General features: G+C 67.8%; 18 protein-coding genes. 8 read left to right on the top strand and 10 right to left on the bottom strand.

Annotation, left to right across the window (positions count from 1 at the left end):
* Window positions 1-11: 11 nt before the first annotated feature.
* Window positions 12-359, bottom strand: coding sequence for a hypothetical protein (locus ACFV4K_RS08405; protein ID WP_379273139.1), 348 nt, complete (start codon window positions 357-359; stop codon window positions 12-14).
* Window positions 360-458: 99 nt separating this feature from the next.
* On the bottom strand, window positions 459-809 hold the full coding sequence (locus ACFV4K_RS08400; RefSeq protein ID WP_379273137.1) for a hypothetical protein: 351 nt from the start codon (window positions 807-809) through the stop codon (window positions 459-461).
* Window positions 810-976: 167 nt separating this feature from the next.
* Here ACFV4K_RS08400 and ACFV4K_RS08395 point away from each other — a divergent pair, with 167 nt between their 5' ends.
* The gene (locus ACFV4K_RS08395) at window positions 977-1,636 is read left to right on the top strand and encodes a LysE family translocator (RefSeq protein ID WP_379273135.1); all 660 of its coding nucleotides are present in this window, start codon (window positions 977-979) and stop codon (window positions 1,634-1,636) included.
* 31 nt (window positions 1,637-1,667) lie between these two features.
* Here ACFV4K_RS08395 and ACFV4K_RS08390 read toward each other — a convergent pair whose 3' ends face one another.
* Window positions 1,668-2,432, bottom strand: coding sequence for an SDR family oxidoreductase (locus tag ACFV4K_RS08390; protein ID WP_379273133.1), 765 nt, complete (start codon window positions 2,430-2,432; stop codon window positions 1,668-1,670).
* 59 nt (window positions 2,433-2,491) lie between these two features.
* Between ACFV4K_RS08390 and ACFV4K_RS08385 the strand changes: the two genes are divergently transcribed.
* Complete coding sequence (locus tag ACFV4K_RS08385) at window positions 2,492-2,851, top strand: winged helix-turn-helix transcriptional regulator (RefSeq protein WP_379273131.1); 360 nt, start codon at window positions 2,492-2,494, stop codon at window positions 2,849-2,851.
* A gap of 31 nt (window positions 2,852-2,882) precedes the next feature.
* Here the strand turns inward: ACFV4K_RS08385 and ACFV4K_RS08380 are convergent, their stop codons facing one another.
* Window positions 2,883-4,889, bottom strand: a complete 2,007-nt coding sequence (locus tag ACFV4K_RS08380) for an APC family permease (RefSeq protein WP_379273130.1) — start codon at window positions 4,887-4,889, stop codon at window positions 2,883-2,885.
* Between the two features lie 174 nt (window positions 4,890-5,063).
* Here ACFV4K_RS08380 and ACFV4K_RS08375 point away from each other — a divergent pair, with 174 nt between their 5' ends.
* Window positions 5,064-5,840 carry a GntR family transcriptional regulator gene (locus tag ACFV4K_RS08375; RefSeq protein WP_379273128.1) on the top strand — a complete coding sequence of 259 codons (777 nt, stop codon included), beginning with the start codon at window positions 5,064-5,066 and terminating at the stop codon, window positions 5,838-5,840.
* 81 nt (window positions 5,841-5,921) lie between these two features.
* Here the strand turns inward: ACFV4K_RS08375 and ACFV4K_RS08370 are convergent, their stop codons facing one another.
* A complete protein-coding gene (locus ACFV4K_RS08370) occupies window positions 5,922-6,215 on the bottom strand; it encodes a hypothetical protein (RefSeq protein ID WP_357278156.1) in 294 nt (97 codons plus the stop codon).
* A 134-nt stretch (window positions 6,216-6,349) separates the two neighbouring features.
* Window positions 6,350-6,532: a hypothetical protein gene (locus ACFV4K_RS08365; protein WP_379273126.1), complete on the bottom strand. Its 183-nt coding sequence runs from the start codon at window positions 6,530-6,532 to the stop codon at window positions 6,350-6,352.
* A gap of 395 nt (window positions 6,533-6,927) precedes the next feature.
* Between ACFV4K_RS08365 and ACFV4K_RS08360 the strand changes: the two genes are divergently transcribed.
* Together ACFV4K_RS08360 and ACFV4K_RS08355 are read left to right on the top strand one after the other, a co-directional pair.
* On the top strand, window positions 6,928-7,158 hold the full coding sequence (locus ACFV4K_RS08360; RefSeq protein ID WP_379273124.1) for a DUF397 domain-containing protein: 231 nt from the start codon (window positions 6,928-6,930) through the stop codon (window positions 7,156-7,158).
* 86 nt (window positions 7,159-7,244) lie between these two features.
* Window positions 7,245-8,132 carry a helix-turn-helix domain-containing protein gene (locus ACFV4K_RS08355; RefSeq protein WP_379273122.1) on the top strand — a complete coding sequence of 296 codons (888 nt, stop codon included), beginning with the start codon at window positions 7,245-7,247 and terminating at the stop codon, window positions 8,130-8,132.
* A gap of 129 nt (window positions 8,133-8,261) precedes the next feature.
* Here the strand turns inward: ACFV4K_RS08355 and ACFV4K_RS08350 are convergent, their stop codons facing one another.
* The 3 genes from ACFV4K_RS08350 to ACFV4K_RS08340 form a co-directional block, all read right to left on the bottom strand.
* Window positions 8,262-8,510, bottom strand: a complete 249-nt coding sequence (locus ACFV4K_RS08350; protein ID WP_213554958.1) for a hypothetical protein — start codon at window positions 8,508-8,510, stop codon at window positions 8,262-8,264.
* A 312-nt stretch (window positions 8,511-8,822) separates the two neighbouring features.
* Entirely contained in the window at window positions 8,823-9,188 is a 366-nt protein-coding gene (locus tag ACFV4K_RS08345) for a hypothetical protein (RefSeq protein ID WP_379273120.1), read from the bottom strand.
* 113 nt (window positions 9,189-9,301) lie between these two features.
* Window positions 9,302-9,520: a hypothetical protein gene (locus ACFV4K_RS08340; RefSeq protein WP_379273118.1), complete on the bottom strand. Its 219-nt coding sequence runs from the start codon at window positions 9,518-9,520 to the stop codon at window positions 9,302-9,304.
* 90 nt (window positions 9,521-9,610) lie between these two features.
* On the opposite strand from ACFV4K_RS08340, the gene ACFV4K_RS08335 reads away from it, so the two are divergent.
* Both ACFV4K_RS08335 and ACFV4K_RS08330 read left to right on the top strand, forming a co-directional pair.
* The gene (locus ACFV4K_RS08335; RefSeq protein ID WP_379273116.1) at window positions 9,611-10,444 is read left to right on the top strand and encodes an acyl-CoA thioesterase domain-containing protein; all 834 of its coding nucleotides are present in this window, start codon (window positions 9,611-9,613) and stop codon (window positions 10,442-10,444) included.
* A 198-nt stretch (window positions 10,445-10,642) separates the two neighbouring features.
* A complete protein-coding gene (locus tag ACFV4K_RS08330) occupies window positions 10,643-12,031 on the top strand; it encodes a lipase family protein (RefSeq protein ID WP_379273114.1) in 1,389 nt (462 codons plus the stop codon).
* Between the two features lie 16 nt (window positions 12,032-12,047).
* On the opposite strand, the gene ACFV4K_RS08325 is transcribed toward ACFV4K_RS08330, so the two are convergent.
* A complete protein-coding gene (locus ACFV4K_RS08325; RefSeq protein WP_379273182.1) occupies window positions 12,048-13,598 on the bottom strand; it encodes an acyl-CoA carboxylase subunit beta in 1,551 nt (516 codons plus the stop codon).
* A gap of 234 nt (window positions 13,599-13,832) precedes the next feature.
* Between ACFV4K_RS08325 and ACFV4K_RS08320 the strand changes: the two genes are divergently transcribed.
* Window positions 13,833-15,200 (top strand): ABC1 kinase family protein, encoded by a 1,368-nt coding sequence (locus ACFV4K_RS08320; protein ID WP_379273113.1) that lies wholly within the window; start codon window positions 13,833-13,835, stop codon window positions 15,198-15,200.
* Window positions 15,201-15,296: the final 96 nt, after the last annotated feature.

The following is a 15,296-nucleotide window of genomic DNA, read 5'->3' as shown; positions in this document are numbered from 1 at the left end:
GCGGCGAACCTTCACTCGCGTTCGGCTCGCGACACGGGCTCGCGGAAGTAGTTGAGGATCAGCCGCGTGATGTCGGCGAGAAAGCGCTCACGTGGAATGGGCGGGCCGTCCAGCAGATAGCGGATGGTCAGATGCTCGACCGTCCGCACCAGCATCCACGCCGCCGCATCGGCATCCACCTCGGCCGGAATCGGATACTGCCGCATGGACAGCGCGACGCGGGCCAGCTCGCCGATCTGCTGCTCGAACGCCACCACCGGGCCCGCTGCCGACAGCCGCGGCGTCTGCTCGACCACGGCCCGCAACAGCTCACGGTCATTACCCAGGGCATCCATCAGATACGAGATCGTCTCCGGCACCGACACTTCCGGTGGCTCTGCCGGACGCTGGCATCGGCGGCACTCCGTTCGACCACCACGACAGCACCGCGGACACCGCGCGCTGCCCGGTGTGATCGGTCAGCCCTGCGACCCCACGATGCCCAGATACACGACCATCACCGTGAACAGGAACCAGCCCACGCCCTGCCAGATCGGCCACGCCCGCCCGGCCCGCCACGCGCGGAACGCCAGCACCAGCGCGAGGATGCCACCGGTGAGCAGGACCCCGCCCGGCACCAGGCCCACCACCACCTTCGAGGTCCCGTCGCACAGCACCGATCCCGCGTTCAAACAGCTGTCTCGGGCCGAGGCCCACACCAGCACGATCACGCCGGCTGCCAGGGCGATCCCGAGCACGCTCAGGACATAGCGGGTGGCCTGCCGCAGCATCTCCGGATCGTTCCACCGCTTCTCCACGTCGTTGACCATCGCCGCACCTCCTCACCCTGGCGTTACCCGTTCCGCGCTGGATACCACCATGATCGTCCCCGCGACGGCGGCGTGGCACGCCCCGACCAGCCGCTCAGGGGTGCGAAGTACGGCATTCCGGCGAAAACCGCTGGCCGGGGGCATGAGGTCGATGTCAGCATCGAGGCATGCCCCACTGGATTCAGGTGCTGCCCGCCTTCGCCCTCGCCTCGCTCGTCCTGGCCGCGCTGCCCGGTCCGGCCACCGTCCTGTTCCTGCAGCGGTCGGTGCGCGACGGGCGGGCCGCGGGGCTGGCGGCCGTGGTGGGCAATGAGATCGGCATCTTCGGGTGGACGGTCGCCGGAGGCGCGGGACTGTCGGCGCTGCTGGTGGCCAACCAGGTCCTGAACGTGGGCATCCACCTGATCGGCGCGCTGGTCCTGATCTGGCTGGGAATCCAGGCCTGGCGTGGCACCCGCGGCGATCGCGGGGCCCGCGCCGACGACGCCTTCGGTGCGGCGCTGACCGCCGCGCTGCCCGGCGGCCGCACGCCCGCGGCCGCCCTCCGCGCCTCGCTGATCTCCATCGCGGCCAACCCCAAGGCCGCGGTCTTCGGTCTGACGATCCTGCCGCAGTTCCTACCCGGCAGCGGCCCGGTGCTGCCGACGGTGTTCATCCTGGCCGCCATCCAGCTGGTCATCGACACCTCGTGGTGCGTCGGCGTCGTCCTGGCCGCCGACCGCGCCGGAACCTGGCTGCGCCGCAACGGCATTCGCCATCGCATCGAACGCACCCTGGCCGCGATCCTGGTCGCGCTGGGCCTGGGCCTCGCGGCCGACGCCCGCTGACCTGACCCCGCACCGGGCCGCCGAGCCCAGGTCAGCGGGGTGCGGCAGGCGTCGACAGGAAGTCCCGGCCGCCGACATAGACCGTGTGGCCCAGTGGCGCGTCCAGGGTGGTGGCGTCGGCGACGGCGGTGGCGAATTCCTCGACCGTGGGCAGATCGCCCTGGTCGCGGCGCTCATTGACCGCATCGGGGTCGCGGCGCTCGAGCAGCCGCACGATGATGGTGCCGTCGATCATGTCGCCGGACACCACGGTGAAACCGATTCCGCGGTCGGCGAATTCGCCGACCATGGCACGCAGCGCGTCCTCACCGGCCCGCTTGCTCGCGGCGATCTGCTCGTAGCCGGGCGGGGCCTGACGGGTGGGGGAGAAGTGGGCCTGGTGGCTGGTGACGAACACAATCCGGCCGCCCGCGGGCAGATGCGGCAGCGCGAGCGCGGCCAGCCCGGTCTGGGCGTCGCGATTGAGCAGCATGGCGTAGTCGGGCGCGGCATCGCGCTCCAGACCACCGGAGGCGTTGAGCACCAGCACATCCAGGCGGCCGAACTCGGCCACCACGCCCTCGACGAGCGCCCGCGCGCTCTCGGGATCCGCGATGTCCGCGCCCGCCACCGAGGCACTGCCGCCCGCGGCCGCGATCTCGGCGGCCAGGGTCTCGGCCCGCTTGCGCTTCTCCCGGTAGTTCACGACCACGTGGTCGCCCCGGCCCGCCAGCACCCGCGCGGTCTCCGCGCCGATCCCACGGGAAGACCCGGTGACCAGCACGATGCGCCGCCCGGTCCCTGTCGTCGTAGTCATGCGCGACCTCCATCCACCAGAGTGCTTCTAATTCAGAAGCACTACATTGGTACTTCGAAATGAGAAGCGCAAGTCAGCCACCGCCCGCCAACAGCCGCGCCGACGACTCGGCCGCCCCGCTCCTGGCCGCCATGGACCTGCTCGGCCAGCGCTGGATCCTGCGCGTGATCTGGGAATTGGAGCCGGGCGCACTGGGCTTCCTGGAACTGCGCCGGCGTATGGGCAATTGCTCGTCGAGCATGCTGTCGGTGCGCCTGCAGCGGCTCGCCGACGCCGGCGTCGTGCTCAAGCGGCCCGATAAGTCCTACGAGTTGACCACCGCCGGTACGGAGTTGGGCCGCGTCCTGGACGGCGTGTGGGAGTGGTCGGAGCGGTGGGCCGACGATCTCGAGCGCACACGCGACACCGAAGGCGGGTAAGGGCGCCGCGGGGCTCGGCGGCGCCGGAAGATCAGACCCGGCCGCCGGATCCTGTGATGCCCCGCCGGATCTCACCCGGCGTGTGCTCCTCGCGCGGTACGGCGCGGACGCGCGACGAATGCAGCTGCCAGGGCACGCTGGTCACCATCACCCCCGGCTCGAACAGCAGCCGCGCCTTCAATCGCAGCGAACTCTGGTTGTGCAGCAGGTTCTCCCACCAGCGACCCACCACGTACTCGGGAATGAACACGCTCACCACATCCCGAGGCCGCGACTTGCGCTGCCGCTTGATCTCGTCCAGCACCGGCCGGGTGATCTCCCGGTACGGCGATTCGATGACCTTGAGCGGGATGCCGACCTCGAAGCGCTCCCAGTCGCGGGCCAGGTCGCGGGTACCGGCGTCGTCCACATTGACCGTCACCGCCATCAGCGTGTCCGGCCGGGTCGCGCGCGCGAACTGCACCGCCCGCTGGGTCGCCTTGTGCCAGCCCGACACCAGCACCAGCGCGTGCACCCGCCCCGGCAGCATCTCCTGGTCGTGCGGGTCGATGGCCAGCTCGCCGCGCACCGACGTGTAATGCCGGTGGATCAGCCACATGATGGCGACCAGGATCGGCATGGCGATGACCACCAGATACGCGCCGTGGGTGAACTTGGTGACCATCACGACCACCAGCACCACGCCGGTGAAGCACGCGCCGAAGGCATTGATGAAGCGCGCCCGGTGGATTCGCAACCGCTCGCCGGAGCTCTGCGCGGTCCGCAGCTCCCGGTTCCAGTGTCGCACCATGCCGGTCTGGCACAGCGTGAACGAGGTGAACACACCCATGATGTAGAGCTGGATGAGCCGGGTGGTGGACCCGTCGAAGGCGTAGATGAGCGTCCCCGCCGCCACCGCCAGCAGGATGATGCCGTTGGAGAAGGCCAGCCGGTCGCCGCGGGTGTGCAGCTGGCGCGGCATATAGCGGTGTTGCGCGAGAATCGAGTTCAGCAGCGGGAAGCCGTTGTAGGCGGTGTTGGCGGCCAGGATGAGGATGAGCGCCGTGGTGACCATCAGGTAGTAGAAGGCGAGCGAGTTGCCGCCGAACACGGCCGCCGAGATCTGGGCGATGACGGTCTTCTGCGCGTCGTTGTGGCAGTCCCCGGCGAATCCGATGATGTCGCAGGTGTTCTCGGTGACCCGGGTCTTGGTGATCATGGCCAGCGCCGTCACCCCGGAGAACATGGCGATGGCGATGACGCCCATGGCGGTCATGGTGCGCGCGGCATTGAGCGCCTTGGGTTTGCGGAAGGCCGGCACCCCGTTGGAGATGGCCTCCGCGCCGGTGAGCGCGGTACAGCCGGAGGAGAAGGCCCGCAGCAGCAGGAAGGCGACCCCGGCGGTGGACAGCCCCACCTGCTCGGCGTGGATCTCGTAGTGCGCGCTCTCCGCGATCGGGGTGTGCCCGAGCAGCGTCTGCCCGAGCCCGACCACGATGAGCGCGAACACCCCGAGGACGAACCCGTAGGTGGGAATCGCGAAGGCGCGGCCGGACTCTCGCACGCCGCGCAGGTTCATGGCGGTCAGGAAGATGATGAACCCCAGATCGATGACCACCCGGTAGGCGTTCAGGTCGGGCACCGCCGAGATGATGTTGTCCACGCCGGCCGATACCGACACCGCCACGGTCATCACGTAGTCGACCAGCAGCGCCGCCGCCACCACCAGGCCGGGCAGCGCGCCGAGGTTCTCGGCCACCACCTCGTAGGAGCCGCCGCCGGACGGATACGCCTGCACCACCTGCCGATACGACAGCGCCACCACGGCCAGCAGGACCACCACGCCCGCCGCGACCACCGGGGTCAGGTGCAGGTAGGCCAGCCCGCCCAGGGTCAGGATGAGCAGGATCTCCTGGGTGGCGTAGGCGACCGAGGACAGCGGGTCGCTGGCGAAGATCGGCAGTGCGAGCCGCTTGGGCAGCAGGGTCTCGCCGAGCCGATCGCTGCGAAACGGCCGTCCGAGCACGAGTCGTTTGGCTACGTCGATCGGTGAAACCACGCTCGCAGCCTAGGTCTGGAAATCGGAAGAATCGGAGCCCCATGCCGTAGAGAATTCGTAAAGATACCGAACTGTCCGGCCCCGCTGCCTGCGGATTCGAAGACTTGTGCGGTTGATCGAACAACCACCTAGACTGTCTGGGACGTAATCGAGGGTTTTTGGAGAGGTGACACGATGGGAGACCGGACGGTCGTCGCCGACGTTGCCGACGAATTGGCGCGCCGCGTGGCATCCGGGGAGTACGAGCCCGGTGGTCTGATGCCGTCCGTCCGCCAGGTCGCCGAGGAGTTCGACCTCAATCGTGCGACAGCGCAATTGATTCTGGGCCGGCTGGAGTCCTACGGCTTCGTGGACGCCCACCGCGGTAAGGGATTCGTGATCCGCGATGTGCGCTCCGAGGGCGGTGTGGACGTGTATGGGCGGCTGTTCCGGCTGTCCATGCCGGAACCGGAGATCGCCGCGGAGATGTTCGGCAATATCGTCGATGAGGAACGCGGGATCGCGCTCGAGGCGCTGCTCGCCTACACCGGCAGCGAGCGCCCGCTCGATCCGGCCGAACTCAAGGCCGAGATCGACGAACTGGAAACCCTTGCGCGCGGCACGGACCCGGACCCGTATCGGATGCTGAGCATCGAACTCGGGCTGCTGCGCCGGATGCTCACCGCGCTCGGGCTCTCGGTGCAGCGCGCGGTGCTCAACTCGATCGGTGAGATGGTGCTCGAGGTGCCGGCGGCGGTCGAGGCGTACTTCGCGGTCTCCCCGGATCTGCACGTGCTGGTGTGGCGGGCGCTGGTGGCGGTGTGGGAATCCGACGCCGGTCCGAGTGAGGCGCAGCTGGCGCTGTTCGAGGATCTGTTCGGCATGTACCACCGGAAAGTGGTGGCGCGCTTCGAGGAACTGGTCGGTGCGGCCGGATCCGGCGCCGCCGGTGTGGTGGCCGCGACCGCGTGAGTTCGGGCCGACGGGTCGGTCTCGTCTCAGACAACCCCTCTTGGCAGAATTATCGGTAATTTTCAGCGCCCGAATTGGGAGCTATTGACCGATTACTGCGTTCATGATGGTGCCCGCGCTCGTCGCCACGATGCCGCCGACGAGCGCGCCGGCCACCTGTTTGGGCGACTGTAAACCGCTGCCGCTCCACTTTTCCCACGCGAAGCGACCGCCCGCGTAGGTGATGGCGAGGACTCCGGAAAGCAGCACGAACCAGGTGAAATACCGGACCAGCCGCATCAGCTTGTCGGCCGCGGGCGGGGTTTCGGGCGTGGGATCGACGATCTGCGCGTGCTGAATCTGGGTCAGCAGCTCGTGGGCGGCAATAAGAAACATCTCGGCGCTCTTCCACACGGGGGGCAATTCACCCTCCGGGGTACTCGCCGGACCCACTGTCACGCAAGGGAAGTCGCGCTCTTGTTCATCATTGGGCATCGATGCGAACGCAATAGTGCGCGCGCCCGGTGCGGTCAGTCCACGTCGTTGTCGGCGGACAGGTACGCTATGGCCGCCAGATACTGCCCGCAGGCGAAGTGCTGGTCGTGCGCGCGGAGGACGGCGCGGGCCTCGCGGTAGGTGAGGGTGCGTGGTTCCGCCTCGCAGTCACCGGCTTGGTCGCCGCGAGCCGCGGCATCGGTGCGACGGACGAGCATCTGTGTCATGGGATGCCTCTGGCCGAGTGGGGGATTGGTGCACCGAGTTTAGGAGCTCGGATCGCGCAGATGCAAGCACATCTGCACGCTCGTCAGGGGTGTTGAGGAGAGATTCCGGCGTCACGTGACCTTTCGGACATAGGGTTCCGGAACAATCGGGCGAACGGGACGAACTGACCCGAATTCTCCGCTCCCCCTTCGCAACTTCGCTCTTGGATATGGGTTTCCAAGATCAAATCTGTTGTGTTGCAAAGGATGTGCCGCCTCGAGGCTATCGATCATGGGCTACCTGCGTGCTATCGTCGTGCTTGCGGTTGCAACTGTAAGTACATCTGATCGAACAATTGCAAGTACTGGGACCACCGTCTGCGGGCGGTACTGGCAAGGAGTCTGAAATGACGGACATCTCGGCAACCTCGATCGATCGCTCGAATCTCTTGTGGCGCAAGAGCACCTTCAGCAATCCCAGTGGAAACTGCGTGGAACTCGCCCCGCTGGCCGATGGGCAGGTCGCCGTGCGCAACTCGCGCGACCCCGAAGGCTCGCTGATCGTGTACACGCGCCCGGAGATCGATGCGTTCCTGCAAGGCGCGAAGGGTGGAGAGTTCGACGACCTCGCGCGCTGAGCGGTAGCATTGGCAATCGGCGCGGTGGTTCGCGACTAGCCGTTGTGAGTCCACTGCCGGCAAACCCGAGCATCGGAGTGGACCTCATGATCGCAGAACCCCTTGCCCACCTGCAGGCGGATTCCGCTGTCGCCGAACGCGGCCCGACCGCACTGCGGATCGCGGTGGGCAGTCAGCTACGAAAGCTGCGGGAGTTCAACAAAATCACGCGGGAGGCCGCGGGTGAACACATCCGCGGATCCCACGCCAAGATCAGTCGCCTGGAACTCGGGCGAACCGGATTCAAGGAGCGCGATATCCGGGATCTGTTGACGCTGTACGGCGTTGACGATCCCGGCGAGCGCGAGCAGTTCCTGGACCTGGTACGCAAGGCGAATCAGCCGGGCTGGTGGCACCGCTACAGCGATCTGCTGCCTTCCTGGTTCGAAACCTATCTGGGGCTCGAGCACGCGGCGAAATCCATTCGCACCTACGAGGGACAGCTGGTTCCAGGTCTGCTGCAGACCCCCGACTACGCTCGCTCGGTCGTTGCCCTCGGGCACGATGTGGATGGGGAGCGCCGCGTCTCGCTGCGCCGGCGTCGGCAGGAGCTGCTGACCCGCGATGGTGCGCCCAGCTTCTGGGCCGTGCTCGACGAGGCGGTCCTGCACCGTCCCGTGGGCGGGCCGGGCGTGCTGCGCGGTCAGATCGAGTACCTCATCGAGATCTCGAAGCGCCCGAACGTCACCATCCAGTTCCTGCCGTACGGGGCGGGTGGCCACGCGGCTGCGGGAAGCTCGTTCACCATGCTCCGCTTCGCCGAGTCCGAACTGCCCGACATCGTGTATCTGGAGCAGCTCACGAGCGCGCTGTACCTGGATCGCCGCGAGGACCTCGAGCTGTACCGGCAGGTGATGGATCAGCTGAGCGTGCAGGCGGAGCCGCCGGAGCGCTCTCGCAAAGAGCTGGCGAAGATTGCCGAGAAGCTCGACTGAGCGCCGCGCTGGTCTCTAGGACCGGCGCCGGCTGCCCTGCGGATACCCCGCAGACGGATAAGGGGCCCCTCTCGGGGCCCCTATCAGCGTGTCACGGACCGGGTGGGTCTGCGGCACGGCCGGATTCGGTTACTGCCTGATGAAGCTGGAAGCGATCCGCCAGAATGCCTCCGGCTGCATATGGTGCAGATCCCAGTCGTTCACCATGGCGTGAGCCGTGGTGACGATCCGCTCGATGTCGAAATCATACCGAGTGGCCGCTCCGGTGGATTCGACCTGGCGGATGACGAAAGCGGTTGCCGTCTCACGTGAATAGGTTTGCTCCGGCTGACTTCTGTCGGCAAACCCGAGTCGGCTGAGGTTGATTGGCTGATTCATTCGAACGCCCCTGACGCCAGGCCGACGGCTGACCGTGGGCGAAGAATCGCCGGTGATTCACCGCTCGGCTCTCTGGTTGTCCCCTTATTGGTGCCTTGCAACGACGAGTCTATGACCGTGCGTTGCGCAGATGCAAGTACATCTGCAACATCGAATTCGCAGTGTCAGAGTGCTTTTCGGGATGCTATGAGTTTGCGAAACCATGGTTGGCGAAAGGTTGTAATGCGCCCCGAACAGGGCTTTCCCAGTACTTCCGATCGAAAGTTCTGGAGGGAAACGACTGTTCCGCTTTATCCAGGAATTCGCTGAAGATCAAATATCGCCGTGATCAGCCCTGTTCTGGACCTTCGCAGCTTTGATCCGGTCCTGTTCGAGGACCATCAGGCCGATTCCGAAACGCAGGCAGAGCGCCCCGGTGAGCCCGCACAGCACGCTCCAGGCGAGCTCACCGTACCCGGCGGTAGTCAAAGTCAATGCGATCGACACGATTCCGGCGGCGGTCAGAATCGGGCCCGGCAGATTCTGGATGGCCGGTGGTCGATAGGGGGTCCGGTCCGGCGGCCGGCCGGTGTCGCCCGGCCGATTGCGGGTGCCGCTGCGGGTGCCGCCGCGAGGAATGTGGGCGCCACCCGGCGGAATGTGGGCGACGGAGTAGGCGTACGGAGTGACAGGCAGCATCACTGTCCTTTCTCCGGAGGTAATCCAGAACCGATAACAAGCGGATACCCGGCCAGGCGCGGCCGAATCACGCGGTATCGCCCCCTGTGCACAACCACCCGGCCGCGCTGCCATCACAACAGGCCCGCCCGCACACCGTCGTGGCCGTCAGTGATGCCCAGATCGTCCAGCAGGCTGAGAAACGCGCGTGCGTAGGGTGAGACCGCGGTCCCGGTCCTGACGAGCTCCCAGTCGACCTGTGCGCGCAATTCCCGTGCGATGTGCAGCAGCCGCGTGAAATCCAGCCGCTGCGGATCGGCGAGGCCCGCTGAATCCGCGACTCGATCACCCACCCAGCGGGCCCCGGATTGAAACGGGTTTCACGCCTGTGTTAGCTCTGGGAACAGTGGATTGATCGATTCGAGTGGACGGGAGCCGGTGCCGTGGTGGATGTGCCCGCGTATTTCGACGAGGTGGACGGCGGGTTCTTCCCGACGTCGTTCGCGGCCAGCCAGTGGTCCTCGGCGCAGGTGGTCGGGCCGGCCCTGACCGGCCTGCTGGCGCGCGAGCTCGAACGGACCCAGGCCACCGAGGGTTTCGTACCCGTACGGCTGACCGTGGACCTGTTCAGCGCCGCGCGCTTCGAGCACACCACGACGCCGGTCGTGCGGGTGCGCGACGGCAAGCGGATCCGCGTCGCCGACGTGAGCGTGGTGCAGGGCGGCACTGTCGCCGCGCGCGCCACCGCCGTGCTGCTGCAGCCGTCCGAACAGCCGCCGGGGGAGCTGTGGCGGCGGGAGCGGGAACCGCAGCCGCCCTCGCTCGAGGTCGCCCCGCCTTCGGCGCTGCCGCAGACGCCGCTGTTCAACAGCGGCGAGGGTTCGCCGGTGTGGAACTCGGTGCCCACCGACCACGAGAACGCCGACCGCAAGCGCACCTGGCAGAACCCGATCCGGGTGGTGACCGGGGAGGAGCTGAGTCCGTTCGTGCGGGTCGCGGTGGTGGCCGAGGCGACCAGCATGATGACCAACTGGGGCGACAAGGGCATCGGGTTCATCAATACCGATATGACGCTGGGCCTTTCGCGGCAGCCCGAGGGCACCGAGATCGGCGTGGAGGCCGACAGCCACTTCAGCGAGCACGGTCTGGCGGTGGGTGTGGCCACGCTGTTCGACCGGCTCGGGTCGTTCGGCAGTTGCATGGTGACCTCGGTGTCCAACGCGGGCCGTCAGATCAGCAACGCCCAGCTCGACATGGTGATGCGCAAGCGGCTGTAACCCGCTCGCGCCCTCGGCAATCGGTCCGCGAGATCGCGGATCGATGACGGGATGGGCGTGACACGCGGTCCGGTTAGGGCACGGACCGGTCTCGAAGTGGCGTCGAACCGACCACTCCCGAGTGTCGCAGTGGTGCTTCCCCGTAGGCTTCGCGGACCACCGACCGACAGATCCGTGGGGGGTGTTGTGCTGCGTCGCTTGCGAAGACTGGCCGCCGCCTTGACGATCGGCTGCTGTGTGATCGTCACGTACTGCGCCGCACCGGGTTTCGCGCAACCACCCGAGCCCGGAACCGCGCCGAACCCGCCCGGCATCTCCCTGCCCGATATCCAGCGCTGGATCGATCAGCTGCTCCCGGCGCCCGCTCTCCCCCCGGCCCCCGCGGAGTCGCCGCTGGTCGACACTCCGGAGCTGGCACCGGATCTGGCGGCGCTGCGGGCCGCCACCATGCCCGCGCCGATCGGTGATCCCTTCATCGACGACTGGCCCGCCGGGCTCGACGACCTGGACCCGGGCGGCATGGTCGCGGTGCGCGACGTAACCGCTACGGCCGCACCGACTCTGATCGTGCCGGTGCGCCAGGTGCTCCAGTTCAAGTACCGCACCAACGACTCTCACGACGAGCCGTCCTACGCGATCGCCAGCCTGGTGCTGCCGGTCGGGGAGTGGACCGGGCCGGGACAGCGGCCGGTGGTGGTCAACAATCTGCCCATCGACGCGCTGGGCCGCGATTGCAACCCGGGATACACGCTCGCGCACGGGTTTACCCGGGCCGCCAACCTGACCGGCTACGTCCTGCCCACCACCCAGCTGGCGCTGCTGCGCGGCTACGGCGTGCTCATCACCGACCACGAGGGCCCGCGCATGGCCTACGCCGAGCCGACGGTGGCCGGGCACGCCATCCTCGACGCCATCCGCGCGACCCGCGGTTACCTGCCGGATGAGCTGGGCGAGAGCAGGTTCGGGATGATCGGGTACTCCGGCGGGGCCATCGCCACCAACGGCGCGGTGAAGCTGATGTCCGAGTACGCCCCCGAACTGTCGGACGTGGTGGTCGGCGCGGCGCTGGGCGGGGTGCCCGCGGACTTCAGCATCCTGGCGCGCTCGATGAACGCCAATCTCGCCTCGGGGGTGTTCCTGGGCGCGGTGTTCGGCATCGGCCGCGAGCGGCCCGAGATCCTGGCCCGGATGAACCACCTGGCGCAATGGGTGACGACCTCGCAGCTGATCAACAGTCAGTGCAGCGAGGTGTTCGCGATCCCGGGCGTGCTGCAGCTGCCCATCGACATCGCCGCCGATATCCCCGATCCGCTCGACAGCGATCTGGCGCACGAGATCTACGCCATCACCCGCATGGACGGCAAGAAGTCGCCCGTGCCGCTGTTCATCTTCAATGGCGAACAGGAATTCTGGGTCCCCGCCGAAGGCGCGAAGAACCTCTACCGCGAGCAGTGCGACCTGGGTGTGCCCGCCGTCTACCGCAGCGTCCTCGGCGAACACTTCATCGCCGCCTTCACCGGCTACCCCGAATCCCTGACCTGGCTCGACCAGAGATTGCAAGGCGTACCCGCGCCCAACGAATGTTGAACGCGGGCAGCCCTTCTCACATCGGGAAGAGGTTGTGCTTGCGCGGGTTGGGCTTGCGGACCGCGTTCTTGTCGCGCAGCAGGCGCAGGGCCTTGCGGATCTCGAGGCGGGTGGCCGAGGGCTCGATGACCGCGTCGATGTAGCCGCGTTCGGCCGCCACCCACGGGTTGTCGATGAGCGCGTTGTAGAAGTCGACCATCTGCTTGCGGACGGTCTCGCGCTGCTCGGGCGGGGTGGCCGCGAGAGTCTTCTTGCCGGTGACGGTCACCATGCCGTCGGCGCCGATGACCGCGATGCGGGCGGTCGGCCACGCCAGGTTGATGTCGACGCCGAGCTGCTTGCAGCCCATGACCGCGTAGCCGCCGCCGTACGCCTTACGGGTCACGATGGTGACGATCGGGACCGTCGCCTCGATCAGCGCGCGGAACATGCGGCCACCGCGCTTGATGACGCCGTTGCGCTCCTCCTCGACACCGGGCAGCACGCCCGGGGTGTCGACGACGTAGACGAGCGGGATGTTGAACGCGTCGCACAGGCGGATGAAGTACGCGCCCTTGTCCGAGCAGGCCGCGTCGAGCGCGCCGCCCAGCACCATGGGCTGGTTGGCGATGACGCCGACCGGGCGGCCGTCCACGCGGGCGAAGCCGGTGATCAGGTTCTGCGCGGCCGCTTCGCCGACCTCGAGGAAGGCGCCGTCGTCGAAGATGCGCAGCAGCACCTCGTGCATGTCGTAGCCCTGGCGATCGGAGTCCGGGATGATCCGGTCCAGTTCCCGATCGGAGTCGGTGATCTCGGGCTCCAGGCCCGGGTTGATGACCGGCGGCTCCTCGATGCAGCTGCTGGGCAGGTAGCTGAGGTACTCGCGGGCCCAGTTGAGCGCGTCGACCTCGGTACGGGCCACGTGGTGCAGCAGGCCGTTGCGGGCTTGCACGGCCGCGCCGCCCAGCTCCTCGGCGCTGATGTCCTCACCGGTGATGCCCTTGATGACCTCGGGGCCGGTGACGAACATGTACGAGTCGTCGGTGGCGACCAGCACGTCCATATTGACCGGACCGTACACCGAGCCGGCCGCGCACTTGCCGAACATGACCGCGACCATCGGCACGAAGCCCGACAGGTCCTCCTGCAGCCGGCACATGGTGGCGTACCAGGCCAGGGCGGTCACGCCCTCCTGGATGCGGGCGCCGCCGGAGTCGTTGATCACCACGACCGGGCAGGCGTTCTTGTACGCGAACTCCATGACCAGGCGGACGCGGCGGCCGAAGGTCTCGCCGACCGAACCGCCCTGCACCATCGAGTCGTGGGAGATGACCACGACCGGGCGGCCGTCGATCAGGCCGCGACCGGTGACCACGCCGTCGCCGTAGAGCGCGTGCGGCTGGCCCGGCGAGCGCATGAGCGCGCCCATTTCGACGAAGCTGTCCGGGTCCAGCAGTATGTTCACCCGTTCTCGGGCGCTGGCGACGCCTTTGGCAAGTCGTTTCCGGATACCCTTCTCGCCGGTCGGTTCCTCGGCGATCTCCAGGAGCTTGCGCAGTTCCGCCAGCTTTTCCGCTGTACCCGTCATTACGTAGGTCTTGCCTTTCACCTTCAATGGCCGGGCTCGATCGGTGCCCGCGTCGAGCCGGATCGCGACTCGACCGCCCACGGTACCGTGCGTATCCCCATCCGAACCAGCGAACGCCTGGGTAATGTGCCCGGTCTCGCGCCGGTCGAGCTTCGGTCTCATGCCGCGCCAGGCCCCGCCCGTGGCGCGAACTCCGCCGCCGTCAGCGATACACTGCCGCCCGTGAGCTCACCTATGACTGTGCGATCGGGAACGCCCGAGGTGATCCGGCCCGACCTGGACACCTTCGGATTCTCGGAGTGGCGGCGGACCGCGGTCGTCGGCGCGGTGCTGGGCGGCTCGGTGGTGGCCGGTGTGCTGCGTGGGGGCCTGCGCCCGGCCAAGCGCAAGCGGGCCGCGGCCGAGGGCGTGGTGAACGGTTTCGAGACGCTCGGCCCGATGTTCGTGAAGCTGGGCCAGCTCATCGCGTCCTCGCCCGGCGCCTTCCCGCGCGAGCTGGCCGACGCCTGCCTGCGCTGCCTCGACGACGTCCCGCCCTTCGCGGCCGCGGACGCGCGCGCCATCATCGAGGCCGATCTGGGCAAGCCGATCTCGGAGCTGTTCCTCGAGTTCGACGACGAACCGCTCTCGGCCGCCTCTATCGCCCAGGTGCACGCGTGTGTGCTGCCCGACGGCCGCCCCGCGGTGGTGAAGGTGCAGCGGCCCGAGATCGCCCGGCGCATGATCGTGGACCTGCGCGCCGCCATGAAGCTGGCGCGCGCCCTGGAGAAGCGGTCGGAGAACGCCCGGGTCGCCAATACCCAAGCGGTGGTGCGGGATCTGTACGAGGCCACGGTCGCGGAACTGAACTTCCTGATCGAGGCCGAGAACCAGGCCCGCGCCCGCGAGCACCTGTCGGCCTTCGGCGACAACACCAAGGTGGCCGTGCCCGAGGTGTATTGGGATTTCTGCGCGCCCCGGGTGCTGTGCATGGAGCGCATGCGCGGCATGCCGCTGGACCGCTTCGACGACATCCGCGAGGCCCACCCGGAACCGGAACTGCTGATCCGCCGCCTGGTGAAGGCGTGGATGGAATCGGTTGCGGTGCACGGGGTCTTCCACGGCGACGTGCACGCCGGCAACCTGTGGCTGCTCGACGACGGCCGGGTGGCCATGCTCGACTTCGGCATCGTGGGCCGGATGGAGGCCGAATGGCGCGAGTTCGTGCGCGCGCTGTTCTACGCCAGCTCCATCGACAACGACTTCCGTCCGGTGGCTCGCGCGCTGCGCGCCCTGGACCTGGTCGCCGACGACAGCGGCGACGACGCCACCATCGGCCGTCAGCTCGCGACCGCGCTGGGCCCGGTGCTCTCGGGCAGCCTGGACAAGCTGGATCTGGGCCTGGTCTCGGCGCGACTGCTGGAGTTCGGCAAGCGCCGCGGCGCGTCCGGCCCGCAGCAGCTGGTGCTGATGGGCAAGCAGCTCGGCTACTTCGAGCGGTACGCGGTGGCGCTCGCACCGGGCTGGAAGCTCGGCCGCGACCTGTACCTGTTCCGCAATATCTTCCCCGCCGAGGTGGCCGCCAAGGCCGCCGCGGAGAACATCACGCTGCCGACCGACTGACGACGGTCGCGCGCAAGCCTGAGAGAAGCGTCAGGAAACCCTCAGGCTACGACCAGATTCGCCCGGCACTGTGGATGGCAGACAGTGTCGGGCGAG

Origin of the sequence: Nocardia sp. NPDC059764 (assembly GCF_042732555.1) — a bacterium.
Taxonomy (GTDB): Bacteria; Actinomycetota; Actinomycetes; order Mycobacteriales; family Mycobacteriaceae; genus Nocardia.
This window is presented reverse-complemented; position numbering and strand designations above follow the sequence as displayed.